Annotated in this window: 26 protein-coding genes; 5 read left to right on the forward strand and 21 right to left on the reverse strand. The window is 41.1% G+C overall.

Translation table 11 applies throughout. From position 1 onward, the window contains the following. Positions 1-275: 275 nt before the first annotated feature. Positions 276-701, reverse strand: a complete 426-nt coding sequence (locus IZT61_RS10845) for a YybH family protein (RefSeq protein WP_196101148.1) — start codon at positions 699-701, stop codon at positions 276-278. Between the two features lie 85 nt (positions 702-786). Here IZT61_RS10845 and IZT61_RS10850 point away from each other — a divergent pair, with 85 nt between their 5' ends. Then, positions 787-1,677, forward strand: coding sequence for a carbohydrate kinase family protein (locus IZT61_RS10850; RefSeq protein ID WP_196101149.1), 891 nt, complete (start codon positions 787-789; stop codon positions 1,675-1,677). Positions 1,678-2,002: 325 nt separating this feature from the next. Here IZT61_RS10850 and IZT61_RS22510 read toward each other — a convergent pair whose 3' ends face one another. Next, positions 2,003-4,273: a helix-turn-helix domain-containing protein gene (locus IZT61_RS22510; RefSeq protein ID WP_196101150.1), complete on the reverse strand. Its 2,271-nt coding sequence runs from the start codon at positions 4,271-4,273 to the stop codon at positions 2,003-2,005. 292 nt (positions 4,274-4,565) lie between these two features. Here IZT61_RS22510 and IZT61_RS10860 point away from each other — a divergent pair, with 292 nt between their 5' ends. From IZT61_RS10860 to IZT61_RS10875, 4 genes are all read left to right on the forward strand, one after another. Then, positions 4,566-4,793, forward strand: a complete 228-nt coding sequence (locus tag IZT61_RS10860; RefSeq protein WP_196101151.1) for a hypothetical protein — start codon at positions 4,566-4,568, stop codon at positions 4,791-4,793. A gap of 127 nt (positions 4,794-4,920) precedes the next feature. Beyond that, entirely contained in the window at positions 4,921-5,295 is a 375-nt protein-coding gene (locus IZT61_RS22595; RefSeq protein ID WP_394370741.1) for a CPBP family glutamic-type intramembrane protease, read from the forward strand. 177 nt (positions 5,296-5,472) lie between these two features. Continuing rightward, a complete protein-coding gene (locus IZT61_RS10870) occupies positions 5,473-7,065 on the forward strand; it encodes a peptide chain release factor 3 (protein WP_196101153.1) in 1,593 nt (530 codons plus the stop codon). Positions 7,066-7,738: 673 nt separating this feature from the next. Then, positions 7,739-9,163 carry an RtcB family protein gene (locus IZT61_RS10875; protein ID WP_196101154.1) on the forward strand — a complete coding sequence of 475 codons (1,425 nt, stop codon included), beginning with the start codon at positions 7,739-7,741 and terminating at the stop codon, positions 9,161-9,163. Positions 9,164-9,201: 38 nt separating this feature from the next. Here the strand turns inward: IZT61_RS10875 and IZT61_RS10880 are convergent, their stop codons facing one another. The 19 genes from IZT61_RS10880 to IZT61_RS10965 form a co-directional block, all read right to left on the reverse strand. Continuing rightward, entirely contained in the window at positions 9,202-9,498 is a 297-nt protein-coding gene (locus IZT61_RS10880) for a hypothetical protein (RefSeq protein ID WP_196101155.1), read from the reverse strand. Positions 9,499-10,111: 613 nt separating this feature from the next. Continuing rightward, positions 10,112-11,365, reverse strand: a complete 1,254-nt coding sequence (locus IZT61_RS10885) for a pyridoxal phosphate-dependent aminotransferase (RefSeq protein WP_196101156.1) — start codon at positions 11,363-11,365, stop codon at positions 10,112-10,114. 10 nt (positions 11,366-11,375) lie between these two features. Beyond that, positions 11,376-11,645, reverse strand: coding sequence for a Fic family protein (locus IZT61_RS22600; RefSeq protein ID WP_394370742.1), 270 nt, complete (start codon positions 11,643-11,645; stop codon positions 11,376-11,378). Then, positions 11,627-11,845, reverse strand: coding sequence for a hypothetical protein (locus tag IZT61_RS22260; protein ID WP_230383942.1), 219 nt, complete (start codon positions 11,843-11,845; stop codon positions 11,627-11,629). The genes IZT61_RS22600 and IZT61_RS22260 overlap by 19 nt, the downstream gene beginning before the upstream one ends. Positions 11,846-11,863: 18 nt before the next feature. Beyond that, the gene (locus tag IZT61_RS10895) at positions 11,864-12,196 is read right to left on the reverse strand and encodes a type II toxin-antitoxin system RelE/ParE family toxin (protein ID WP_196101157.1); all 333 of its coding nucleotides are present in this window, start codon (positions 12,194-12,196) and stop codon (positions 11,864-11,866) included. Then, entirely contained in the window at positions 12,196-12,384 is a 189-nt protein-coding gene (locus IZT61_RS10900) for a hypothetical protein (RefSeq protein WP_196101158.1), read from the reverse strand. The genes IZT61_RS10895 and IZT61_RS10900 overlap by 1 nt, the downstream gene beginning before the upstream one ends. Positions 12,385-12,405: 21 nt before the next feature. Continuing rightward, entirely contained in the window at positions 12,406-13,737 is a 1,332-nt protein-coding gene (argH, locus tag IZT61_RS10905) for an argininosuccinate lyase (RefSeq protein WP_196101159.1), read from the reverse strand. A gap of 111 nt (positions 13,738-13,848) precedes the next feature. Further along, positions 13,849-14,070 (reverse strand): hypothetical protein, encoded by a 222-nt coding sequence (locus tag IZT61_RS10910; protein ID WP_196101160.1) that lies wholly within the window; start codon positions 14,068-14,070, stop codon positions 13,849-13,851. Then, positions 14,054-14,203: a hypothetical protein gene (locus IZT61_RS10915; RefSeq protein ID WP_196101161.1), complete on the reverse strand. Its 150-nt coding sequence runs from the start codon at positions 14,201-14,203 to the stop codon at positions 14,054-14,056. Before IZT61_RS10915 ends, IZT61_RS10910 begins: the two co-directional genes overlap by 17 nt. 126 nt (positions 14,204-14,329) lie before the next feature. Continuing rightward, the gene (locus IZT61_RS10920; protein WP_196101162.1) at positions 14,330-15,394 is read right to left on the reverse strand and encodes a M20 family metallo-hydrolase; all 1,065 of its coding nucleotides are present in this window, start codon (positions 15,392-15,394) and stop codon (positions 14,330-14,332) included. An 89-nt stretch (positions 15,395-15,483) separates the two neighbouring features. Beyond that, positions 15,484-16,296 (reverse strand): pyrroline-5-carboxylate reductase, encoded by an 813-nt coding sequence (gene proC / locus IZT61_RS10925; protein WP_196101163.1) that lies wholly within the window; start codon positions 16,294-16,296, stop codon positions 15,484-15,486. A gap of 124 nt (positions 16,297-16,420) precedes the next feature. Further along, positions 16,421-17,245, reverse strand: a complete 825-nt coding sequence (gene argB, locus IZT61_RS10930) for an acetylglutamate kinase (protein ID WP_196101164.1) — start codon at positions 17,243-17,245, stop codon at positions 16,421-16,423. 138 nt (positions 17,246-17,383) lie between these two features. Further along, positions 17,384-18,481, reverse strand: coding sequence for a PDDEXK nuclease domain-containing protein (locus IZT61_RS10935; RefSeq protein WP_196101165.1), 1,098 nt, complete (start codon positions 18,479-18,481; stop codon positions 17,384-17,386). 13 nt (positions 18,482-18,494) lie between these two features. Beyond that, on the reverse strand, positions 18,495-19,481 hold the full coding sequence (locus IZT61_RS10940) for a Rossmann-fold NAD(P)-binding domain-containing protein (protein WP_196101166.1): 987 nt from the start codon (positions 19,479-19,481) through the stop codon (positions 18,495-18,497). A 29-nt stretch (positions 19,482-19,510) separates the two neighbouring features. Continuing rightward, complete coding sequence (locus IZT61_RS10945; protein ID WP_196101167.1) at positions 19,511-19,885, reverse strand: four helix bundle protein; 375 nt, start codon at positions 19,883-19,885, stop codon at positions 19,511-19,513. Positions 19,886-19,889: 4 nt separating this feature from the next. After that, entirely contained in the window at positions 19,890-21,038 is a 1,149-nt protein-coding gene (locus tag IZT61_RS10950) for an aspartate aminotransferase family protein (protein ID WP_196101168.1), read from the reverse strand. A 154-nt stretch (positions 21,039-21,192) separates the two neighbouring features. Then, positions 21,193-22,212, reverse strand: coding sequence for an N-acetyl-gamma-glutamyl-phosphate reductase (argC, locus tag IZT61_RS10955; RefSeq protein ID WP_196101169.1), 1,020 nt, complete (start codon positions 22,210-22,212; stop codon positions 21,193-21,195). 263 nt (positions 22,213-22,475) lie between these two features. Next, positions 22,476-23,666 carry an argininosuccinate synthase gene (gene argG / locus IZT61_RS10960; protein ID WP_230383952.1) on the reverse strand — a complete coding sequence of 397 codons (1,191 nt, stop codon included), beginning with the start codon at positions 23,664-23,666 and terminating at the stop codon, positions 22,476-22,478. Next, on the reverse strand, positions 23,666-24,367 hold the full coding sequence (locus tag IZT61_RS10965) for a GNAT family N-acetyltransferase (RefSeq protein ID WP_196096953.1): 702 nt from the start codon (positions 24,365-24,367) through the stop codon (positions 23,666-23,668). Before IZT61_RS10965 ends, argG begins: the two co-directional genes overlap by 1 nt. Between the last annotated feature and the right edge of the window lie 21 nt (positions 24,368-24,388).

Here is a 24,388-nt window from a genome sequence, read left to right on the forward strand (position 1 = left end):
AGTCAAGCTGAGGATGACGACCGCTCATAGTTTGCGTTCTAACCCTCAGCTTAAGTAGCTTTACACCAATAAGCTCTCAAAAAACAAGGGTAGCGCAAAGAAAAGATCCTCAAGCGACGAAAGCCGAACCGTCGATGAAGCACAAGCCCAAAAACCGTGTTGGGAGGGTCCTGAGTCAATAGGTAACAGATCCTTCGCTTCAATCACATGACAAAATCTAGAGTTGGTGCAAACATCTAAAAAGACAAACTAAAATAAATTAACCCTTTACATCGCTAACTCGAATGATCTACCACGATCTTCCATTCTCCATTCAGCTTCTTGAATATTAAGGTGAAATAGCCTTGAGGCTCGTCTTTCTCGCGTTTTAAATGCCAGCTTCCTAAAACGAATGCGACATCTTTATTCAAAAAATCAATCTTTTTTATTCCGAAAGTCAACACGCCCATGCCCGCCTTTCCGTTATAGCTCCTTTTATAATTATTTAACGTGTTTTGCCAGCCGTACGTTGGGCCTGTTTTACCTACAAAAAGTAGGCTATCAGATTTGACATAGCTCTGCATAAACGCCTCAATATCACCTTTGTTCCAATCTTCACGTTGTTTTTCAAGAACATTTAAGATCGCTTGTCGGTCCTTTGCAGCCTGAGCAAAAGTGCTTATCGAAACAAGTATAAATGCAATTATTAAATATTTTTTCATAGCTTTCGTGTTATGGTAAAGATATAAAACAAATTATGTCGTTCCACGATTAAAAATTGCTTATTTACGCTTAAAATTTAAATCCATGCAAAAAAAGGTTGTCACAATCGGTGAAATTCTTTGGGACGTTTTCCCAGAAGGAGCAAAAGCAGGCGGCTCCAGTATGAATGTTGCCCTCAATTTACACAAGCAAGGCATAGATTGCGGTTTTATCAGCGCTGTTGGCAATGATGACAATGGAACGGCGTTATTAGCCTTTTTGTCCGATAATGACTTCTCTACCAATTTAATTCAAACAGCCGCCGAGTTACCGACCAGCACAGTTGTTGTTCGGCTGGATGAAAACAATCATGCTACTTATACCATTACCCAACCGGTTGCCTGGGATGATATTAAGCTCACCAAGCAAAGCACAGATGCGGTAAAAGACGCGGATGCATTGGTGTATTGTAGCTTAACCTGCCGCGATGAAAGATCACGACAGACGATATTCGCCTTACTTGAAAACGCAAAAACTAAAATATTTGATATTAACCTGCGTGCTCCTTTTTTTGAAAAGGAATTGATAGCTCATCTTTTGAAAAAAGCCGATATATTAAAAATTAACGAGGATGAAATTGCCTGGGTAAAAGAAACATTCGGCTTAACGGGCAATGGTGACGAGCAAATTTTGAAACAGTTATCGGCAGCATTCGATATCGAAACTATCTGCCTAACATTGGGCGATAAAGGAGCTTGCGTTTTAAAAGACGGAAAACTCTATCAACATGCAGGTTATAAGGTACAGGTTATTGATACTGTTGGTGCTGGCGATGCCTTTTTAGCCACTTTTATTGCATGCCATTTGCAAGGCTATCCGATTGAAACAAGCTTAGATAACGCCTGTAAAGTGGGTGCCTTTGTAACCTCGCAGGCCGGTGCCAACCCCGATTACAATAGAAAGATTTATCACATGGCGCTAAACCAATCCGTTTAATAAGATTGACAATAACCCTCTATCGTAAAATGATATAAAGATTAGTTCAATAATGGCCTTTAGGGGCTTTTTTTTTGGAAATGAGCGGTTCTGTATCAATGGTGGCTGATAGTCCTGTACCAAAGGCGCTCCCTCGGGGCTGCCAGCCCGTAGTCACAACAACAATGAAAATGCCCTTGCGAGCTCTCTGGCAACATCAGGTTTAGGTATAAGTAATCTGTTCACAAAGCGTACCAACCAAAACACTTAAATGCAATCCTATATGATAAAGTGGCTAAGCCCTCATTTGTAAGAGCCTTGAATTGGCTTTTATGTCCACATCACATTACTCTTCGGATGGGAAAAGCGAAGCCAGGACGAGTTTAATCTCGCCAAAAGAATAATCCTTGCCCAAAAATTCGCGAATGGTAGCCATCGATTTTGTTTTTTGGCTTTCGGCCGCATCGGCAATATTCTTAATCTTGTTCGGTTTTACCAACTTGGCAACATCCAATTGCTGCGTAGAAACATAGTAAGCCAAATGCCCTTCAATTGTGCCGACAGAAAACCCACGTTCCGCTGCTATCTCGTCAATGGTCTTACCTTGTTCGTAAAGCTCAAAACTGACCAATTTGGTATCTACTTTCGGTTCTTTTTTCTTTTTATCCGCTGCAGATCTGGGCTTAAGCGTAGCACCTTTCAACTGATTGGCTTTTTTCAGTTGCTCATTCCGCTCAGCTGTATTGAGCAGGGCATCAGTATCTGCTTTGCTAAACTCTCGGCCATTAATCATCGCCAAGAGCAAGGCTTTGCTCTTGTGCATCTTCTTCAGTTGCTCAAAAACCAAAAGCTCTAACTCCAACAATTCCGTTAAATAGGTTTTAATGCCTTTTTCCTCTTTTATAGCCTCAATTTGCGCTAAAAACTTATCCGATACGCCCTTAATTAAAGGATTAAAATATTTGACTGCGGCCTCTACCCTTTTAGAAACATTGAACAAGGTGTGTTCGGTTTGTTGTGCAAAAAGGTTTTTCAGCTGGTTAACAAAAGTATCTGCTGTAGCGGTCAATTGCTGAAATTCTTTATAAAGCTCCATTGTCCAGCCATCGTAACGCTGTTTAGTCGATTTTGCCTCACTTTTATCAAAAGTTTCCAGATGCTCTTTCAGGTAATACCTAACGATGTTCAAATCAAAGGCTGAAGTTAAATACGTTCTGGCGAAGTCGAAGCTTTCAGCGCTAATCTGTTCATTCAAAATTTCGGCGGGCTGCTTACTTTGCGCAAAGTAATGAATGTTTTGATCTTGCTGTAAGCCGCTTTCGCGCAGGTGCGAGGTTAATACCAAACCGTTTAGCGAGCGCAAGCGAGAAAGCGCCACATAGGCCTGTCCGGGCGCAAAAGCATCGCCAATATCAATAATGGCCTTATCAAACGTTAAGCCCTGGCTTTTATGAACGGTAATGGCCCAGGCCAATTTAATGGGATATTGTACAAACGAGCCTGCCACGTTTTCATCAATCTCGTTAGTTACCTCATTTAGCTTGTACTTAACGTTTTCCCACGTATAAGGCGAAATCTGGATAGTTACCCGATCATCTGGCAGCTCAATTTCAATAAGCTCTTTTTCAATATGATGAACCACACCAATCTTGCCGTTATAATACCGTTTTTCGGCACTCATATCGTTTTTGATGAACATAATTTGCGCACCAACCTTAAGTTCGAGGCGCTTATCGTTCGGATAGGCGTATTCATTAAATTCGCCCGTTACCTTGGCATCAAAAAAGTACGATTTGGTTGTTAGTTGCGCCAACCTTTCGCGGTTAATGGTATCAGCCTTATTGTTATGCGTAGTTAAAGTAATATAATTTTCATCGGGCTTCGGTTTAAAATCTTGCTTGTAATGTTGCTTCAATAAGGCCGTATCCTCAGCGGTAATCTGGTTGTTTCTCAAATTGTTAAGCAAATCAATAAAAACCTGGTCATCCTGTCGGTAGATCTTATCCAGTTCAATGTACACCGGCGGATTATTTTGCAGGGCCAGCGCATCAAAAAAGTAAATGCTCTTGTAAAACTTGGCCATCACCTGCCATTCATTGGTTTTTACAACCGGCGGCAACTGGTGCAAATCGCCTATAAACAAAAGTTGCACGCCACCAAAAGGTACGCCTCGATTGCGCCTGATATAGCGCAACGAAAAATCAATCGCATCGAGCATATCCGCACGAAGCATACTCACCTCATCAATCACCAAGAGCTCAAGCTCTTGAATCATGCGCCTTTTATTGGCCTGCATGTTTAAGTGTTTCACAATGGTACGAGGCGTATTGAAGTTAAACGCAATGGTTTCGCCCATTAACGCAGCACCAGCATCAGGAAAAAAAGCACCAAAGGGCAGTTGAAACAACGAATGTATGGTGGTACCCGCCGCATTTATGGCCGCAATACCCGTCGGCGCACATATCAGCGCCCTTTTATGCGTCAGCTGAATCAATTTGCGCAGGAAAGTAGTTTTACCAGTACCCGCCTTTCCGGTTAAAAAAACGTGTTTCGAGGTATAATTAACAAATCTCGCAGCAATTTCTGCGGGTATAGAAGTTTCTTCTAATTGTTGCATTGGCAATAAATTTTGGTTCGCTTGGTTTGGAGGGAAAAATTAAAGCTAACCATTTTAGCACAAAAATAGGTATTTTAGAACAATTCATTTCGCGTGTCTCGCATACTATAAATAATCCTAAGAATCTCTCAAAACTCATTCGCTTATAGTTCATTTTCTGATTTCAGCACGAAAAAACATCATTTCAGCACGAAAAGAAAAATTAATGATTTTTTTTTGCAAGTATTGTATAGCAAAAATAACTGGCCAGGAGTTTTTGAATTATTTAATCTTTAATTTAAGACAAACTAAAATGGACAATTTGAAATTAGAAACTTACGGTGTTCAACAGTTGAGTACCAGAGAAATGAAAAGGGTTGATGGAGGTGGCTTTTGGGCAGAAGCATTAAAAACTGTCGCAATTGACATATTATATGAAGGTGCTAAAGCGCTTGGTAAAGCTGCGGTGGCTGACTGGAATAGCAGGACAGGCGCACCCAGAAACATGACCTCAACCTATGCCAGTAACCCGTATCATTAATTGATTAGCCCAATTTTTTTGGGCTAATTTTTAATTTGAAATGAATATTCCCAAAAGCAATCTCTTGCTTATATGTGTAGCTTTTGCTTTGATGCTGTTAACCAGTTTGATAATCAATGCAACATTGATGTACTTTTTCAACGTCGACTTACCAGACTATGCAGGTTATAGCAAATATAACAAGGATGTTTTATACCTGCTATTTAAAATTCTTCTTGCACCAATTCTCGAAACGCTACTTTCTCAAAAATTGTCATACGAACTGTTTTTGTTCATTACCAAAAAAAGCCAAGCATCGATTTTCTTAAGTTCAATGTTATTTGGCCTTATGCATTATAGTAGTGTCCATCACATGTTTATAGCATTTATTTTCGGTTTGATTTTAGGAAATTGCTATGTTATCTCACTCAATAAAAATAATAAAACTGCGTTTTGGAATACTTGCGCAGTCCATTCCCTCTGGAATCTCTTTTCTTCCTGCATCATCTTGTTGTTTAATTAAAGTGGTTACAACAAAGGCGCATTCAGAACTCGCTCGCTTAACCGATTCAAACAGTTAAACCAAATCCTTGATCAATTTTCTTATCTTTGCAGCCTGATGAAACAAAACTACGCCAATCTTATTGCAGTTAAATTCCTTTAACCGGGTTTCATCGTCCTCTTTTATCCAAATTTTATTATGCTTAACCCCGAAATAGAAAAACGTAAAACCTTTGCCATTATTAGTCACCCCGATGCGGGCAAAACCACTTTAACAGAAAAATTTCTGCTGTTTGGTGGTGCCATCAACACGGCGGGTGCGGTAAAACGTAACAAGGCCAACCAGAGCAATACTTCCGATTTTATGGAAATCGAAAAACAGCGTGGTATCTCGGTGGCCACTTCTGTAATGGGTTTTGAATACAGTGGGAAACGCATTAACATTTTGGACACGCCAGGTCACAAAGATTTCGCCGAAGATACGTATCGTACCTTATCGGCCGTAGATAGCGTAATTTTAGTGGTTGATTGTGTTAAAGGCGTAGAGGAACAGACGGAAAAACTGATGTCAGTTTGCCGCATGCGTAACACGCCGGTAATTATTTTCATCAACAAAATGGATCGCGAAGGTAAAGAAGCTTACGATCTGCTGGATGAAATTGAAGAGAAACTCAATATTAGTCTATGCCCGCTTTCTTGGCCAATTGGGCAAGGCCATACGTTTAAAGGCGTCTACAGCATTTATAACAAGCATTTAAATCTATTTAATTCTGATAAAACCAAGGTAACCGATTCGGTTGTAGCTGCGAGCGATTTAAACGACCCGACATTATTGAACTACCTAAAGGAAAACGAAATCAACAATTTGAAAGATGATGTTGAGCTTGTTGATGGGATTTATGGTAAAATTGATAAGGATTTGTATACCGATGGTTTGGTTGCGCCGGTTTTTTTCGGAAGTGCCATCAACAATTTTGGTATAAAGGAATTGTTAGATACGTTTATCTATATCGCTCCGAGCCCTCGCCACAGGGAAGCCGAAGAACGCGACGTTTTGGTAGAGGAAAAGAACTTCACTGGTTTCGTATTTAAGATACACGCCAATTTAGATCCAAAACACCGCGATCGGATTGCCTTTTTGCGCATTTGCTCGGGTAAATTTGAGCGGAATAAATTTTATTATCACACCCGTCAGGATAAGAAACTAAAGTTCTCCAATCCCATGGATTTCATGGCCAATGAGAAGAGCATCGTAGAAGAAGCTTGGCCGGGCGATGTAGTTGGCCTCTACGATAGTGGTAACTTTAAAATTGGCGACACTTTAACTGAGGGCGAAAAGTTGCAGTTTAAGGGAATTCCGAGTTTCTCGCCATCTATTTTTAAGGAAGTAGAAAACATGGACCCGATGCGTACCAAGCAATTAGAAAAAGGTATTGAACAATTAACCGATGAAGGTGTTGCGCAATTATTTGTGATGCAACCCGGAAACAGAAAGGTAATTGGAGCAGTTGGTGAGCTACAGTTTGAAGTGATTAACTTCCGCTTAGAGCATGAATATGGCGCAAAATGTCGTTTCCGTACGCTAAGCTACACCCGTTCGAGTTGGGTAACATCTAGCGATAAAAAGAAACTGGACGAGTTTGTGAAACGTAAGCAGCAACATATTGGCTTTGATAAGGAGGCGAATCCGGTTTATCTATCAGATAGCGATTACATGATTAATTTAACCAAACAAGATTACCCGGATATCGATTTCCATAAAACCAGCGAGTTTAAGACTTCAAACCCCTAAAAGTGGCTTTGAATAGTAATAGCGCTTTTAAGCATTTAGACAAGTCTTTCGACTACTTGCCCCGACTTTTCGGGAGGCTACCGTTGAAGTTATCTTGTAAAACACTAATAAACGAACCAACAAGCTAACCACCCCCCCCAACCCCTCCTAAATTAGGAGGGGAGTAGCAATTGCACAACCATTTGACCTCGAAAATCATCAAAGTCAGCACTGTCCGACTCCCCTCCTTCTTTTCAAGGTGGGGCAAGTCCCAAAGGCATCCCTTTGGACGGTAGTTGTTTTTAACGTCACTCATACTGATTTTTATGCAATAAATTGAGACTACCATTGACGTTTTTTGGCAGCTAACTGAAATACAGCGGTTTAATTTACGGGCTAGCTAAATGAGTGGAACGCCAACTATGAACTATCGTCATCCTCAGCTTGACTGGGGATCTTAATGCTAAGGCTCCTGCTCTCGCTTTAAGATTCCCGCCTGCGCGGGAAAGACGACCTTGAATAATTAACGTCACTCATGTTGATTTTTTCCTGAAAAATTACCCCTCAGGATGACAAGTCTCTATTTATGATACAGCCTCTTTTTATTTCCGTCATCTTGCCTTCAATAATTGTAGTGTCATTCATTTAAACCATCTTCAGCTAAACAGCGTTGTTTCAAGTAGAACGTTTAAAAATGAAAACAGACATATCAGGAAAAGACCTTTTGGAAATAGGCTTCACCGAAGGGAAAATATTAGGCTTAGCACTAGATATCTTAAAAGATAATTTCGAAGATGTTGAAGAAGACGAGCTGTTGGCCTTGTTCAAAAAAGTAAAAGATTATCCAGAGAGTTTTTTAGATGACGAAGTGTTGAGCCAATTGGCAACGGCGCTTATTGAAGATGCCAAGCCGAAATCGGATGGTACGATTAAACTGGTCGAAAATGCTGAGGATTACTCCATTTTCGGCGTCGATTATATTGAAGAAGGTGCAAGGAAGCAAATGGACATCGCCATGAAGCTGCCGGTTTCCGTAGCGGGCGCACTAATGCCCGATGCACACCAAGGCTATGGTTTGCCAATCGGTGGTGTGTTAGCCACTCGAAATGCCATTATCCCCTACGGCGTTGGGGTAGATATTGGTTGTAGAATGGCCTTGAGTATCTTCGATATTCCCGAAAAGCATTATTTCGGGAAAGATGCCATGTACAAACGCGAATTAATTGCTTTTACCAAGTTTGGTGCAGGGCAAAATTTTAAGGGAAATGAAAAAGCCGACCACGAAGTTTTGGAAAATGACGCCTTCAATTCGACACCACTTCTTCGGAATTTACACGGAAAGGCTTGGGCGCAACTGGGTACTTCGGGCGGCGGAAATCATTTTGTAGAATGGGGAATTATTGAATTCGCTGAGCGAGATGAGACGCTAAAGATCGATAAAGGACGTTATGTGGCGCTATTGACGCATTCGGGTTCTCGTGGCTTTGGCGCCACCATTGCCGGGCATTACACCAAACTGGCGAAAAAAATCTGTAAACTCCCGAAAGAGGCTTTGAATTTGGCGTATCTGGATTTAAATTCTGCTGAGGGACAGGAATATTGGATTGCCATGAACCTGGCCGGCGATTATGCTTCCGCTTGCCACGAGGTGATCCATAAACGCTTAACTAAAGCCATTGGCGCAAAGGTTTTGGCCAAAGTAGAGAACCATCATAATTTTGCTTGGAAAGAAATGCTTGATGGAGAAGAGGTAATTGTTCATCGAAAAGGTGCTACACCTGCTGGAAAGGGCGTAATGGGCATAATTCCGGGGAGTATGACAGCACCCGGTTTTCTGGTTAGGGGAAAGGGCGAAACCAATGCCATTAACTCGGCATCGCATGGCGCAGGTAGGCAAATGAGTCGTACCAAAGCCATTCAAAGCATTACCCGCTCTGAAATGAAAGCCATTTTGAAAGACCACAATGTTACGCTAATTGGAGCTGGCTTAGATGAAGCGCCAATGGCTTATAAAGACATTAATAAAGTAATGGCTGCACAAACCGAATTGGTTAATGTTGTTGCCAAGTTTGAACCGAAAATGGTGCGCATGGCTGATGATGGAAGTAGGGAGGATTGAGTTCGGAGTCTTGAGTCGTTAGTCAGGAGTGAGTGACGTTAATTTTCCCAGTCGTCTTTCCCGCGCAGGCGGTCCCGAAGCTTCGGGATTAAAGCCATAGCATTAAGATCCCCCAGTAAAGCTACCAATGACAGATTTAAAATTTGCTCGTCTTTTCGACTGTAGCGCAGCGGAACGGAGAAATCTTTGAAGCATTTTTTCGATGCGGAGTTCAAAGATTTCTCCGCTTCGGTCGAAATGACGATTCGCCGAAAAAACTTGTCATCAAAACTCCTTTGTTTTTGCAAAACTAAACTCTGAGGATGACGACCGTTGATAGTTGACGTTCCATCCATTTGACTAACTTACAGATGAATGACTGTAATCCAATATATTACTAAATATCCCCAATGGTAGTTGTAATTTATTGCATAAAAATCAATGCAAGTGACGTCGTTCTCAAAGAATGCTTCTAGTAAGCTTCGTCATTTCGAGCGCAGCCGAGAAATCTTTATTCCAAGGTCCAAAGATTTCTCCTCCCTGGGAGCTCCCTTAGAGCACTTCGGTCGAATCCGATGCTATCGGATGACGATTTTATGGTATTTAAGGCAAACGTTAATGGTAGGCTCGAAGCCTTTGTAACCTACTTCTACAGAACTCGCCCACTCAACGTCATTCAGTTAAGGATAAAATTCTAGAACATTGTCACCCTGAGCGGAGTCGAAGGGCAGATGTTAATGGTTTTATCCAATAAGAGAAGTCTTCGACTCCGCTCAGAATGACACCGAGCAGGCTTAACTAAACAACATTGACCGTCCGCTTTTGAACAGTGGATAGTTGACGTTTGCGTTTCATCGCTTGGAGATCCTTCGTTATACTCAGGATGACATCGTTAAAACCCATCATGACAAGCATAACAAATATTCACAGCAGCTTGAAGGAGCCAACTTGGAGTGCCAAAGCAACTGATTATTTCAACTTGCTCAAAGCCGATTTAATTCTCGGCATCATATCTTTAATATCTTGGAGTGTACAAGCCCCAACCGAAGCCCTGAACCAAGGCATGCTGTGCTCGTTTCCAAAAGCCGAAAATGGCACCAATGCAGCTCCGGCTTCCTTTATTAAGTAAAAATTCACATCTGCGCTATCCTTTAACACATTCCCGTCTTCCGTTGTCTTTCCGATGTAATCAATTTTAATGGTTAAATAAATTGCGCCCATTGGCTCAACAGCATCAACATTGAAGCCTTCGTTTTTCAGTTCATTAAAACCGTTATAAAGCGCATTTAAACTATCTTGAATCTGCCCTTTGAAACTGGTCAAAAAAGCATCAACCTGTACTTTATCGCTAAAGTAGTTTGCCATGGCCATTTGCTCGGCCTTTGGTGCCCAAGCACCCATGTGGCCAACCAAAGCTTTCATTCTGTTAATAATATCCTCAGGACCAAAGCCCCAACCTACACGCACACCAGTTGCAGCTAAACACTTCGAACTGCCATCTACAAAAACGGTAAATTCACGCATCGCCGGACGTAAAGAAACTGGATTTACATGGGCTTTACCAAAGGTTAAAAGCGAATAAATCTGATCGTACATCAAATACAAAGGTTTTTCATCAGCACCACGAGATTCATTTTCTTCTAAAATTACATCGCAAATTTCCGCCAGCGAATCAGCATCAAACATGGTTCCTGTTGGGTTTAACGGCGAACACAAAGCCAACATTGTGGCTCCTTTTAAATGCGGTTTCAACTGCGCCGCGGTGGGCATAAAATTGTGTGCTGCATCTGTTTCTACCGCAATGGCTTTAGCAGAAGTTAAGTGGCAATAGTGGTTATTGTTCCAAGATGGTGCAGGAAAAACAACGGTATCACCTGGGTCGATTAACGCTAAATAAGTTGCGTAAATCAACGGACGTGAACCGCCTGAAACCAAAATACTATTGGTATTGTACTCCAATCCGAATCTGTCTTTCAACAATTCAGAAACCGTTTCCCTCAGCGGAAGAACGCCATCTGCAGGCGGGTAATTAGTTTGATTGGCATTGTAGGCATCGACAATTCCAGCTTTTAATTCTGTTGGAATTGGGTAAATGTTTGCGTCGAAATCGCCGATTGTTAAGTTAGCAATAGATGCGCCTTTGCGCTTCATTTCGTTAACTTCGTTACCAATTTTTATAATCTCTGAGCCAATTAATGAGCTGGCCAATACTGAAACTTTCATTTATTTATCTTTAATAGCTAGTTAAACTGTTGGGTAACATTGTTATAATTGGCAGACAGTTATCGTAGTTTAGTTCATAAAAATTAACGCCCAAGTTAATGTTTTTATAATATTCAGGCTGATGTTCTTTATAATATTTTTCTGACGGGATTTTCCAAAGTTCAATCCCCAATTTTTGAGCTAAAAACCATTTTTCTAGCAACCTTGCTGCTCTTCCGTTCCCATCTCTAAAGGGATGAATATGTGCAAAACGCAGATGAATTAACAGGCAAAGTAAAATGTTCCTTCAGTTGATAAACTGGAAGCAAGCAGTTGGGTTATTTCTCCAAAGAAACCTTTCATCTTTACAGCAGATGCCTGCGTTTGGTAGCCCAAATCGCTATTCTGTTCAGTAAAACCCAATTGCTCGACAAGACTTTTTAAATCCTTACTAAATAAAGCTTGATACTGTTCGAAATATTTTTTATCTGCGATTTTCATCCACAACTTTTATACGTTTTAAAGCGATTGAATGATTTCTAAGAGGAACTGTTTATCAATACTACTTTCTTCTGATTTATCGTAAAGGGTTAACATATTGATGACAACGCCATCATTCGTATCTAAAACTAAATAGGTAATTACTCTAAATCCTCCGCTTTTTCCCTTACCCTTACTTTTAACAGCCAATCTAATTTTATACAGGCCAGCGCCCAAATCATCTCCTTGCCTGGGATTTCCTAAAAGCTGCTTTTCGAGTTCGCGAAGTTCTTCAATTAAAGAAAGATATTTCTTTTTATAGAATTTTGCTTTTTTAATAAATAATTCAGAATAATTAACTCTGTTCGCCATTAAATATCATCTAGACTTAACGGCTTGCGCTTTCCTTGTTGCATTTCCTTAATTTCCTTTAAGGCTTGTGCAATTTCCAAAGTAATCTGACTTGTTGGTTCAGCTTTAACTTTAGCGCCAATCTTGCTAAGAAATTCTTTTACAAATCCAGCATCTTTATCCTCAATTTCAATTGTTAAAGTTGTCATAGTTACAAACTTAGCAATAAATTATTTAACCAAATCCTCTATTGCCTTATTCACTTTTCCGAAACCAAATTGAGACAAAACAGCCTGCATTGACGCAGAAATTTGCTCGTTACAAAGGTTGCCAATGCTTCCCTCATGTGTGTGATGTATTTGGCTCGATGGTGCAAAAGTACCACTTTCTATTTGTTCGCCCACAATTTTATAAGCCTCACGGAACGGGACACCTTGCAAAGCCAAATCGTTAACCACCTCTACACTAAATAGGTAATCGTATTTCTTATCTTTTAAGATATCATCTTTAATGGTGATGTTTTGGAACATGAACGTCGCGATCTCAAGACATTCATTTAACGAAGTAATTGCAGGGAAAAGATTTTCTTTCAGCAATTGTAAATCGCGATGGTAGCCCGATGGAAGATTGGTGATCATCATGGCAATCTCGTTTGGCAGTGCCTGAATCTTATTGCAACGCGAACGGATCAACTCAAAAACATCAGGGTTCTTTTTGTGTGGCATAATGCTCGAACCGGTTGTTAACTCGGGTGGAAAACTAATAAACCCAAAGTTTTGGTTGATGAACAAACACACATCCATCGCCATTTTGGCTAGCGTTGCGGCAACGGCGCTCATGGCCTGCGCTAAAATTCGTTCTGTTTTACCACGACCCATCTGTGCGTAAACTATGTTGTAATTTAGGCTTTCGAAACCCAATAACTGAGTAGTTAGCGTTCGGTTTAAAGGAAATGAAGATCCGTAACCCGCGGCAGAACCCAAAGGATTTTTATTGGTGATTTTCCATGCCGCAAGCATCAATTCCATATCGTCGGCAAGGCTCTCAGCATAAGCGCCAAACCACAATCCGAACGATGATGGCATAGCAATTTGCAAGTGCGTATAACCCGGCATTAACTTATCTTTATGGGTGTTGCTAAGCTCGATTAGTTGATTAAACAACGTCGATGTTTGGCTAACCATATCTTCGATACAAGCCCTGAAATAGAGTTTTAAATCAACCAAAACCTGATCGTTACGCGAACGCCCACTGTGAATCTTTTTACCTGCTTCGCCAATGCGTTGGGTTAACAACCACTCCACCTGCGAGTGTACATCTTCAACGGTATCTTCAATTACGAAGTCTCCAGCCTCAATTTCAGCGTAAATATTTTTGAGCTCTTGCTGAACGGTTTTTAGCTCATCAGCTGTTAGCAAATTAATGGTTTCTAACATTTGCGTGTGCGCCAAAGAGCCCAACACATCAAATTTCGCCATTTGTAAGTCCAGTTCGCGATCTTTACCAACCGTAAAGCTTTCTACAAACTTATTTACATCTATATTTTTTTGCCAAATTTTCATTTTAGTTTTTGTTTTTTGAACAGTAAAGAAGCTTGCTACGCAAGTTTCATATCTGAGCTCCGTTTAGAGCAAACATAAATAATTGAACGATGAGATTTTTCGAAAAACTCGTTAATTATAAAACTGATTGTTCTTGAAACGTGGATCATAGCTTTCAGTTTCGCCGCCAACTTTCTCAATTACAAGTTGAAAAATGTCGGGAATATTTTCACCTGAAATCTCACTCAGGGTGTGGTCCTCTATAAATGCAACCCTGTAAAGAATGTTGTTTTGAGTTGGGAAATCGTAGGTGTTTGCATTTCCGTTGAAAGCGTAATTATAATGGCTTAGCAAGTTTTATTCCTTTTTCTTTTAATCGATTTAAAGAGGTTTCCCCTTGCAGGTAAGAGCGCACAGCATTCTTATCCGAAATCATTTTATGAATGGCGGCAGATATTTTTTCCTTATTTGCTGATTTTACTTTCATTAACACAAATATACCAATTTAAAGTTGAGATTTTTCCATTCGCTTTGATTACCTCGATTGTATGCTTTCCATCTTCGGACTTTCTGAGCTGCGACTTTCGGGCTGTTTCGCTTTATTTTCTACCCTTTAACCTTGCAAAACCGGTTTCAACATATTCACGTACCCTTCAACACCCTCGGCTACTTCTCTCACATATAAAAATTCATCGGCCATGTGCGAGCGACCAGAAAACCCGGGGCCACATTTTACTGATGGAATATCTAGCAAAGCCTGATCGGATGTGGTTGGTGAACCATAAGTGGTTTTGCCCAGCGCAACACCAGCTTGAACCACAGGATGGTTTTTATCAATTGATGAAGGTTTCAAACGAATTGAGCGAGGCGTAACATCACAGTCTACATTTGCACGAATGATCTCTAAAACTTCTTCGTTGGTGTAAGCATCAGTAACGCGAACATCAACCGTAAAGGTACAATTAGCGGGAACAACATTGTGTTGTGAACCTGCATTGATAATGGTTACCGTCATTTTAAGCGGACCAAAAACCTCTGATACTTTTGGAAACTGGTAATTTCTAAACCACTCGATGTCTTTTAGAGCCTTGTAAATTGCGTTTTCTCCTTCCTCTCTGGCTGCGTGACCGGCTTTGCCGTGAGATACGCAGTCTAAAACCAATAATCCACGCTCAGCGATGGCCAAGTTCATTTCCGTTGGCTCACCGACGATACCGAATTCGAGTTCACCCAAATCTGGCAGAACCAATTCTAAACCGTTGTTTCCCGAAATTTCCTCTTCGGCAGTTGCAGCCAAACAAATGTTATATTTTAAATTCTCTTGCTCGTAGTAATACAAAAAAGCTCCGATTAACGACACCAAACAACCGCCGGCATCGTTACTGCCGAGGCCAAATAACTTGTCGCCCTCAATTGCGGCATCATACGGATCGCGAGTGTAACCCGAGTTTGGCTTAACCGTATCGTGGTGCGAATTTAGCAACAGCGTAGGTTTACTAGCGTCGAAATGCTTGTTGTAAGCCCAAACGTTGTTCATTTTACGCTGCGTCTCAATTCCTTTCTCCTCTAAAAACTGAGCGATTAAATTCGCCGTTCGGTCTTCTTCCTTACTAAAAGACTGTATGCGAATCAATGCCCGCAACAAGTTCAGACTTTCCTTTTGTATATTTTCTAACATAAGCCCCTCCCAACCCTCCCCGAATGGGAGGGCTTTGCCAAGTTTTAATTTTGTTATATTTTTCGCTTTAAGCTTTGGTCTTTTTGCTTTTAGCTTTCTTTCGTGTACAAATTTCCGGCTTTTAAGGCCGAAAGTTTAATGCCTTTTATCAGCGATGAACTAAAACCGTTGTGTTCCATTTCGTTTAAGCCCGCTATGGTACAACCTTTCGGCGAAGTTACTTTATCTATTTCTGATTCGGGGTGCGTACCGTGTAATAAAAGTAAATCGGCTGCACCCTTTGCTGTCTGCACTGCCATTTTTAGCGCTTCATCTGCGTGGAAACCAATTTCTACACCACCTTGCGATGCGGCTCTGATAGCCCTTAAAAAGAACGCGATTCCACATGCACAAAGTGCCGTTGCCGAAGTCATCAATTCTTCGTTTATTTTGACTACTGAGCCAACGGTTTCGAACATTCTAGTTACGTCGGCAATGTTTTCCGCGGATGCATTATCGCTGGCTATACAAGTCATCGATTGCCCGATAGCAATGGCGGTGTTTGGCATCACTCGAACAACTTCTACCGCTTCGCCCAATTTCTCGCGGACCGCAGCGCAACTTACTCCAGAAATTACCGAGATAACGAGATGTTTAGCTGGATCAATCGAGGTCGTTATTTCATCTAGAACCGCATTTAACTGTTGCGGCAAAACGGCAAGAATGACCACATCCGCAGCTTCAACTGCTTGTTTATTATTGTTGCTTACCACAAATCCAGCATCGGCAAATGATTTCAAGTGATCGATATTTCTTCTGGAAAGCGTAATGTCGCCCGCGCTAGCGAAATCGGCTTTCACCAAGCCTTTTGCTAAAGATAAACCGATATTTCCGCTGCCAATTATAGCTATTTTCTTTTTCATGATTTCCTTTGGTTTGATTGCACCGATTAAGTTATTACACAGATTTTCTTTCAAGGATGATTGTTTATTAGTAGCAAGTATCAGGCGCCAAGACCTTACGCCTTCTGCCTTTTTACCCCCGACCTTATTTCAGCATTTTTGTTCCGAAAGTACCATTAGTAAGTTCGTCCAATTCATCGGCTTTGCCAATGTAAACTGCCGATACGCCTTTTTTAATAGCCTCGAAAGCGTTGTGCAATTTCGGAATCATTCCACCTTGCACCGTGCCATCTGCTTTTAAGCCGTCAAATTCATCTGCCCTGATTTCTCTAACAACCGAGTCATCGTCGTTCACATCTCTCAAAACACCTTTTTTCTCGAAGCAATATACCAAACGTGTTTCGTATAAGCCAGACATTGCCACCGCAACAGATGATGCAATGGTATCTGCATTGGTATTAAGCAACTGTGTGTCGCCGTCGTGTGTTATCGCACATAGAACCGGCACTAAGCCTGCTTTTAATAGGTTATTTAAAGCCTCGGCAGAAACAGAATTTTCGTCTAAATCGCCAACAAAGCCGTAATCAATAACAGCCCCCTCTAAATCTCGCCCAGATGGGGAGACTTTAACAACTGGGCGCTTTTTTGCTTTGATGATATTTGCATCTGCGCCAGTTAAACCTATTGCATTACTGCCTTTCGCCTGTAACTGAGCAACCATGTTCTTATTGATCAAGCCCGCATAAACCATGGTAACGATGCGTAAGGTTTCAATATCGGTTATGCGCCGACCTTCGACCATTTTGGCCTCAATGCCGAGGCTTTCACCTAGTTCGGTAGCTATTTTTCCACCGCCGTGAACCAAGATCTTATCGCCGGGCAAAGCTGTAAAATCCAACAAAAAATGGTGGAGATTTTCAGAATTGTCGATTACGTTTCCGCCAATTTTTATGATTGTGAGTTGTTTCATGATTTCTGTTATCGTTAATACAAGGCACGAAAAGTTCTCTAATGAGATTGCTTCCCGGAGAAGTCGGGACAGGCTGTGCCTCGCAATGACGAGTTTTTTTTACTGTTTTAATCTATGCAAAAATTAAGGTCAATTTGTTTATTCCTCATTTCTATAAAAAATCTCTGATAGCTGATTTAATTTTTCGGCAAGCAGCTTTTTGTCGATTAATTTCGTTTCGTAATCTGCAATTAGAGCTGGCGATAGGTTTCGGGCGAGGGCATATTCTACCACCTCAACATCTTTGCCTTTGCATAGCAAAACGCCAATACTCGGATTTTCATGCGGTCGTTTCACATCTCTGTCTAACGCTTCGAGGTAAAAATTTAGCTTTCCTAAAAATTCTGGCTGAAACTCTTCAATCTTCAACTCAAATAGCACCATGCATTGCAAATCGCGATGGTAAAAAAGCAGATCGGTATAATAATCTTTATTTCCAACTTGCAGCCGATATTCGCTGCCCATGTAGGTAAAGCCTTTACCCATTTCTAAAATAAAATTTTGAAGATTTTTTATCAATGCCTGTTGAAGATCGTCCTCAGAATGAATTTCTGGCAAGGCCAAGAACTCAAAAACATAAGGGTCTTTAAAAATCCCGGCAGGTAACTTCGAGGCAATTGAACTGCCAAAGTTATTACCAAGCATTGTTCGCTCAAACGTAGCGGAATTTAATTGGCGTTCGAGTTCCCTGGTACTTAATTTGTCCTTCATGCTTTGATAAAGGTAAAACAGCTTCTCTTCGCTTGTTTTTGTTTTGGCTAAAATCAATAAATGGTTGGTCCAACTAATTTGTGTCAGCACTGATGACACAAATTTAACTACCTCTTTATCAATCCCTTGCAATTGTGTCAGCACTGCTGACACAATTGGCTTTTCTTCATTTTCTAACTGTGTCGCCAGTGGTGACACAATTTCCTCATCGCTATAAACTTCATAAAATTGTTTCATTCTATAAAGGCCGCGGCGATTAAAACCTTTTAATAATGGCTGCTTTTCAGCGATGTATTTGGCCAAATCATTCACTGTTCCGTCGCCCCAATTGCCGTTCGCAACTTTCTCTGAAACAATCTTCCCAATATTGAAATACAACATCACCAATTCAGCATTCGCCTTATTGTAAACCCTGTTTCGGGCTTCGGTAATAAGCAAAATCACATGCTCAAAATCGGTTGTTGTACTTTTTTTTGGTTGGGCCATTCGTCAAAAATAATTACAATTCTTCCAATATTGCTTTAATTACAGCCTGTGCTGCCCACAAACGATTTCCTGCTTCGTGAATAACCAATGAATTTGGCCCATCTAAAATTTCGGAAGACAGTTCCAAGTCGCGACGAACGGGCAAACAATGCATTACTTTGGCATCGTTTGTAAATTTTAGCAACTCATTGTTCATCATCCAGCCGTCTGGAGTGGATAAAACCTTTCCATATTCTTTATAACTGCTCCAGTTTTTAACGTAAACGTAATCGGCGCCCGATAAAGCTTCCTCAATGTTATATTGAATATCTGCTCCCGGGGTGAACTGTTCCGCCAGTTCATACCCTTTAGGTTGGGCGATCGTAAAATTGATCATTCCCTCTGCCTGTGCCTTACACATCCATTCTGCAAACGAATTCGGAACCGCTTGTGGCAATGCCTTAACGTGGGGGGCCCAAGCTAGAACCACTTTTGGAAGCCCCCTCCCGGCCTCCCCCAGAGGGGGAGGAGTATTCCACGTTTCGTGAATGGTAATTATATCGGCAAAACTTTGCAGCGGGTGGCGTGTTGCGCTTTCCAAACTCACTACAGGAACGGCGCAGTATTTTACGAACTTGTTAAAGAAATCTTCACTGTAATCTTCCTCACGATCGGCTAATTTCGGAAAGGAACGCAATCCCAAAATATCGCAATATTGACCCATAACAGCGGCAGCCTCGCGAATATGCTCTACTGTAGAGCCATTCATTACCACGCCATCCTGAGTTTCTAAGGCCCAACCTTCTTTATCCATATTCATCACCATAACATTCATACCCAAGTTTAAGGCAGCTTTTTGGGTGCTTAAACGGGTACGCAAACTCGGGTTCATGAAAACCAACCCTAAGGTTTTGTTTTTACCCAAACTTTGATGTGCATAAGGATTCGCCTTTAATTCAAGCGCATCTTTTACAAATTGTTTGATGCTTGGAACATCGTGTACGGAAGTGAAAAGTTTCATAATAAGGTGTAAGGTTTGAGGTGAAGGGTTTAAGGTTTTTCCCCTCCGCCTGCTCTTAAAAATTTCAAAAAAGAAATTAGCATTGCCCTAACTTCATTAATTGATTTGTTTACTTTTTTGTAATCTTCATCGCTTATGTATTTCAATTCTGAAGCACATAAACAGCAATAGTCTATTTCATTTGTCGAACCCAAGGCCGTATCGAGAAAATGAGCAAAATCTTTATCAGTAAATCTACCGCATCCTTCTACTATATTTAACGGTATAGATAACGAAGCTCTTGTAAGTTGAGACGTTAATTCAAACCTTTCTTCTTTTGGAAATTTAATGGCAATCTCTTTCTTAATAAACATATTCATTTCATGCGCTTTTTTCCAAACATCCAGTTTTTTATAGTCTCGCATTGCCTTAAGCCTTATACCCTACGCCTTTTACCGCTTTTTCAAACGCCCTCAAAAACTCATCAGCTTGTGCTTTGGTTAAATTTAAGGCTGGTAATAAACGAATAACGTTTGGTTTTGCCTCTCCGGTAAAAATATGGTGTGTAAATAGCAATTCCTTCTTAACATGGGCAAGCTCGGCTGGTAGTTCAATTCCGATCATTAACCCACGACCGCGGACTTCAACCACCTGCTCAAATTTCTTTAATTCAGTGATTAAATGGTTACCCACCTCTTCGGCGTTTTTCATTAAGTTATCTTGTTCCATCACTTCCAAAACCGCTAATGCCGCGGCACAAGCCAAGTGATTGCCACCGAAAGTAGTGCCCAATTCGCCATGCCAAGGTTTGAACTTCGGCGCAATGGAAATTCCTCCTATCGGAAAGCCGTTACCCATTCCCTTTGCCATGGTGTAAACATCGGCTTCAACACCCGAATAATCGTGCGAATAAAACAAACCGGTTCTACCGTAACCGCATTGAACTGAATCGGCAATATAAACGGAATTGTACTCATCGCAAAGTGAACGGATTTTTTGCAAGAAACTTTTCGAGGCTTCTTTGATACCGCCCACACCTTGAATACCCTCAATAATTACCGCCGAAATCTCATTTCCTTGTGCCTTGAATGTTTCTTCTAAAGCAACTTCATTGTTGAACGGCAAGAAGATTACATTTTCGGTTTCATTAACAGGAGCAACGATTTTCGGATTATCGGTTACTGCAACAGCCAAAGACGTACGGCCGTGGAAGGCGCCGGTAAAAGCGATCACTTTCTTTCTGCCATTGTAAAAAGACGCCAGTTTTAAGGCGTTTTCATTGGCTTCAGCTCCTGAATTCACCAAAAACAGTTGGTAACCCTTTTTCCCAGACACCTGACCTAATTTCTCGGCCAGCTGAGTTTGCAAAGGAATTTTAACCGAGTTTGAGTAAAACCCGACCTTATTTAATTGATCAGTCAAACGACTTACATAGTGCGGATGGGTATGACCAATGGAGATTACGGCATGACCGCCATATAAATCTAAATATTTTTGTTCGTTAGCATCCCAAACATTGCTGCCTGATGCTTTTGTAATTTCTATATCGTTAAGAGGATAAACGTCGAATAAGTTCATTTTTTTTGAGCTTAAAGACTAAAGCTAAAGGCTTAAAGTTTCCTTGCAAATTTCAATCAGGAAGCAAACACGAGCTTTAGTGTAATTAATATTAGTTATTTTCATTCAGCAATATGCTATTTTCGCTTTCGGCTTTGGTCTTTCAGCTTTCGGCTTAAAAATAGGCTGCTTTCAACTTCAGTCCTGCTTGTTCATCGAGGCCAAACATCAAGTTCATATTCTGAACCGCCTGTCCGCTGGCACCTTTTAAAAGATTATCAATAATGCTGATGATAAATAATTTATTACCATGCTTTTCAACATGAACCAGCGCTTTGTTTGTATTGACAACCTGCTTCAAATCGATGTTTTTCCGACTTACATGGGTAAAAGGATGACCGCTATAATAATCTTCGTAAATGGTTTGTGCTTCTTCTAAGGTCAAATCACTTTCTAAATACATAGCAGCTAAAATGCCTCTGGTAAATGCACCACGCTGAGGAATGAAGCTCAAAGTATCCGCAAGCGACGGTTGCAACTGCAACAAACTTTCGCCAATCTCATTTAAATGCTGATGCTCGAAAGCTTTATAAATGGAAAGATTATTATTTCTCCAGCTAAAATGAGAAGTTGCAGATAAACTTTGCCCGGCACCAGTTGAACCCGTTGTAGCATTAATGTGAATTTCCCTTTTAATCAACCCTTTTGCAGCAAGCGGCAATAAGCCCAGTTGAATGCAGGTAGCAAAACAACCCGGGTTAGCAATGTTATTGGCTGATTTTATCGATTCGCGATTTAGCTCCGGAAGTCCGTAAATGAAGTTACGAGTGGAGAGTTGGGAGTTCTGAGTCAATCTGAAATCCTGAGATAAATCAATAATTTTAATGTTGTCGTTAATTGGGTTAGCAGCTAAAAATTTTTTAGCATCGCCGTGACCAACGCAAAGAAACAACACAGCCCCCTCCAAACCTCCCCCAGAAGGGGAGGCTCCAAAGAGCATATCAAAATCTACGTTATCTATAAAACGCAAATCTGTATCGCCGATTAAATCAGTATGCACATCAGAAACTAAGTTTCCTGCGTTACTGGTGCTATTTACGAAAGCAATTTCGACATTTGGATGGTTGATCAGGATACGGAGCATTTCGCCCCCTGTGTATCCTGCACCACCAATAATTCCTGCTTTAATTTTCATATTTTAAAAGGTTTAAGGTTTAAGGCTTAAGGTTTAGGGTTTGGGCGCCATAACTTTACGCTCTTACCTTATGCCCTAAGCCTCCGAGGCTACGCCCATTTTTAAATGGTTTTCGGTTTAGGGTTTGGGGCGTCAATAACTTAACGCCTTTTACCTTATGCCTTAAGCTTCCGAGGCTATGCCCTATTTTTTAAATGGTTTTCGGCTTATGGTTTGGGCGCCATAACCTTACGCCTTTTACCTTATGCCTTAAACCTCCGAGGCTATGCCTCGCTATTCACTTTATGCCAAATCATTACCTGATTGCCAAAAATTTTCGAAAAGCCTTTAACATCCTCACCGCTCCAGGCGTTGTTCATTTCGCCGTAGCTACCGAACTTATTGCTCATTAAATCGTGGTTCGATTCGATACCGATAATATTAAAACGGTAAGGCAACAGTTCAACAAACACTTTACCGCTCACTACTTTTTGCGAATCAGCTAAAAATGCTTCGATATTCCGCATAATCGGGTCATGAAACTGGCCTTCGTGCAGCCAGTTTCCGTAGAAAGATGACAACTGCTCTTTCCAGCTCAACTGCCATTTCGTTAAAGTATGTTTTTCTAAAGTGTGGTGCGCTTTAATAATGATAATCGGGCCGGCGGCCTCAAAACCAACGCGACCTTTAATGCCGATGATGGTATCGCCAACGTGAATGTCGCGACCGATTCCAAAAGGCTGCGCAATAGCTTGTAATTTTTGAATAGCACGAACGGGTTCCAAAGTTTCACCGTCAATACCCACCAATTCACCTTTTTCGAAAGTCAATTCTACCTTACGCGATTCCGTTTCCGTAACCTGCGTTGGCCAGGCACTTTCTGGCAAGGTATCGTGCGAAGTTAGCGTTTCCTTTCCGCCAACCGATGTTCCCCATAAACCTTTGTTAATTGAATACGTTGCTTTCGCCGCACTATACTCTACGCCGTGCTCGGCCAAATATTCTATTTCTGCTTCACGAGACAATTTTAAATCCCGAATTGGCGTGATAATCTCCACTTCTGGAATCAAAATATTGAAGATCATGTCGAAACGCACCTGATCGTTGCCCGCACCAGTACTGCCGTGAGCCACGTAATCGGCACCAATCTTCTTCACGTAGTTGGCAATTGCCGTCGCCTGGCTTACACGCTCGGCACTTACCGAAAGTGGATAGGTAGCGTTTTTTAATACGTTACCGAAAATCAGGTACTTGATGCAATCATTGTAATAGCTTTCAGTTTCATCTACCACCGCATGAGATTTCACTCCCAAAGCATAAGCCCGTTTCTCTATTTCTTGTAATTCTTCATCAGAAAAACCGCCTGTGTTCACAATTACTGAGTGAACCTCTAAGCCGCGATCCTGAGCAAGATAAATACAACAAAACGAGGTGTCGAGACCTCCGCTAAAAGCTAAAACTACTTTTTTCATAATTACTTATTAAATAAGAGGGTAAATAAAAACATCAATACTTTAAAGCCCGATTTTGGCTTCGGTTTTACAACTAAACGCTGTTTTATGCGCATAAAGCGCTCGTATAACTTAGGTTTTTTTTCTAGTTCTTCGGCGAATTTCTTGGCTGCATCGTGCTTTTGAGTGGCCGGATCGTAAAGCATGGCTGTGCACATACAATTTTTACGTTCCTTCATTTTCAAAATTTCGAAGTTAACGCAACTTTGGCAGCCTTTCCAAAACTCCTCATCCTGTGTCAGCTCCGAATAGGTAACCGGCTCGTAACCTAAATCTGAATTGATTTTCATCACGGCCAAGCCAGTGGTTAAGCCAAATATCTTCGCTTTAGGATACAACTTTCTCGAAAGGTCGAATACTTTTTCTTTAATGGCATGAGCCAAACCAGCTTTTCTAAACTCGGGCGAAACAATTAAACCAGAGTTGGCTACAAACTGCCCGTGGCTCCAGGTTTCGATATAGCAAAAACCCGCCCAGCGCCCATCTTTATGAAAAGCGATAACAGCCTTGCCCTCTTGCATTTTATTTGCAACATAGTCAGGCGAACGTTTCGCAATGCCCGTACCGCGTGCTTTAGCAGACTCGGCCATTTCGGTTACAATTTGTTCTGCAAATACACGATGTTCAGGAAGTGCAACCTGCACTATAAATTCGTTAATATCCATTCGTTTTCTAACGAAAAATTA

Source organism: Pedobacter endophyticus (assembly GCF_015679185.1).
In the GTDB taxonomy this organism is placed as follows: Bacteria; Bacteroidota; Bacteroidia; order Sphingobacteriales; family Sphingobacteriaceae; genus Pedobacter; species Pedobacter endophyticus.

What these genes read in the sequence shown, in the direction of transcription:
- IZT61_RS10845 (WP_196101148.1), bottom strand. Translation starts at nt 701, where the DNA reads ATGAAAAAATATTTAATAATTGCATTTATACTTGTTTCGATAAGCACT.
- IZT61_RS10850 (WP_196101149.1), top strand. Translation starts at nt 787, where the DNA reads ATGCAAAAAAAGGTTGTCACAATCGGTGAAATTCTTTGGGACGTTTTC.
- IZT61_RS22510 (WP_196101150.1), bottom strand. Translation starts at nt 4,273, where the DNA reads ATGCAACAATTAGAAGAAACTTCTATACCCGCAGAAATTGCTGCGAGA.
- IZT61_RS10860 (WP_196101151.1), top strand. Translation starts at nt 4,566, where the DNA reads ATGGACAATTTGAAATTAGAAACTTACGGTGTTCAACAGTTGAGTACC.
- IZT61_RS22595 (WP_394370741.1), top strand. Translation starts at nt 4,921, where the DNA reads ATGTACTTTTTCAACGTCGACTTACCAGACTATGCAGGTTATAGCAAA.
- IZT61_RS10870 (WP_196101153.1), top strand. Translation starts at nt 5,473, where the DNA reads ATGCTTAACCCCGAAATAGAAAAACGTAAAACCTTTGCCATTATTAGT.
- IZT61_RS10875 (WP_196101154.1), top strand. Translation starts at nt 7,739, where the DNA reads ATGAAAACAGACATATCAGGAAAAGACCTTTTGGAAATAGGCTTCACC.
- IZT61_RS10880 (WP_196101155.1), bottom strand. Translation starts at nt 9,498, where the DNA reads ATGGATGGAACGTCAACTATCAACGGTCGTCATCCTCAGAGTTTAGTT.
- IZT61_RS10885 (WP_196101156.1), bottom strand. Translation starts at nt 11,365, where the DNA reads ATGAAAGTTTCAGTATTGGCCAGCTCATTAATTGGCTCAGAGATTATA.
- IZT61_RS22260 (WP_230383942.1), bottom strand. Translation starts at nt 11,845, where the DNA reads ATGAAAATCGCAGATAAAAAATATTTCGAACAGTATCAAGCTTTATTT.
- IZT61_RS10895 (WP_196101157.1), bottom strand. Translation starts at nt 12,196, where the DNA reads ATGGCGAACAGAGTTAATTATTCTGAATTATTTATTAAAAAAGCAAAA.
- IZT61_RS10900 (WP_196101158.1), bottom strand. Translation starts at nt 12,384, where the DNA reads ATGACAACTTTAACAATTGAAATTGAGGATAAAGATGCTGGATTTGTA.
- argH (WP_196101159.1), bottom strand. Translation starts at nt 13,737, where the DNA reads ATGAAAATTTGGCAAAAAAATATAGATGTAAATAAGTTTGTAGAAAGC.
- IZT61_RS10915 (WP_196101161.1), bottom strand. Translation starts at nt 14,203, where the DNA reads ATGAAAGTAAAATCAGCAAATAAGGAAAAAATATCTGCCGCCATTCAT.
- IZT61_RS10920 (WP_196101162.1), bottom strand. Translation starts at nt 15,394, where the DNA reads ATGTTAGAAAATATACAAAAGGAAAGTCTGAACTTGTTGCGGGCATTG.
- proC (WP_196101163.1), bottom strand. Translation starts at nt 16,296, where the DNA reads ATGAAAAAGAAAATAGCTATAATTGGCAGCGGAAATATCGGTTTATCT.
- argB (WP_196101164.1), bottom strand. Translation starts at nt 17,245, where the DNA reads ATGAAACAACTCACAATCATAAAAATTGGCGGAAACGTAATCGACAAT.
- IZT61_RS10935 (WP_196101165.1), bottom strand. Translation starts at nt 18,481, where the DNA reads ATGGCCCAACCAAAAAAAAGTACAACAACCGATTTTGAGCATGTGATT.
- IZT61_RS10940 (WP_196101166.1), bottom strand. Translation starts at nt 19,481, where the DNA reads ATGAAACTTTTCACTTCCGTACACGATGTTCCAAGCATCAAACAATTT.
- IZT61_RS10945 (WP_196101167.1), bottom strand. Translation starts at nt 19,885, where the DNA reads ATGCGAGACTATAAAAAACTGGATGTTTGGAAAAAAGCGCATGAAATG.
- IZT61_RS10950 (WP_196101168.1), bottom strand. Translation starts at nt 21,038, where the DNA reads ATGAACTTATTCGACGTTTATCCTCTTAACGATATAGAAATTACAAAA.
- argC (WP_196101169.1), bottom strand. Translation starts at nt 22,212, where the DNA reads ATGAAAATTAAAGCAGGAATTATTGGTGGTGCAGGATACACAGGGGGC.
- IZT61_RS10965 (WP_196096953.1), bottom strand. Translation starts at nt 24,367, where the DNA reads ATGGATATTAACGAATTTATAGTGCAGGTTGCACTTCCTGAACATCGT.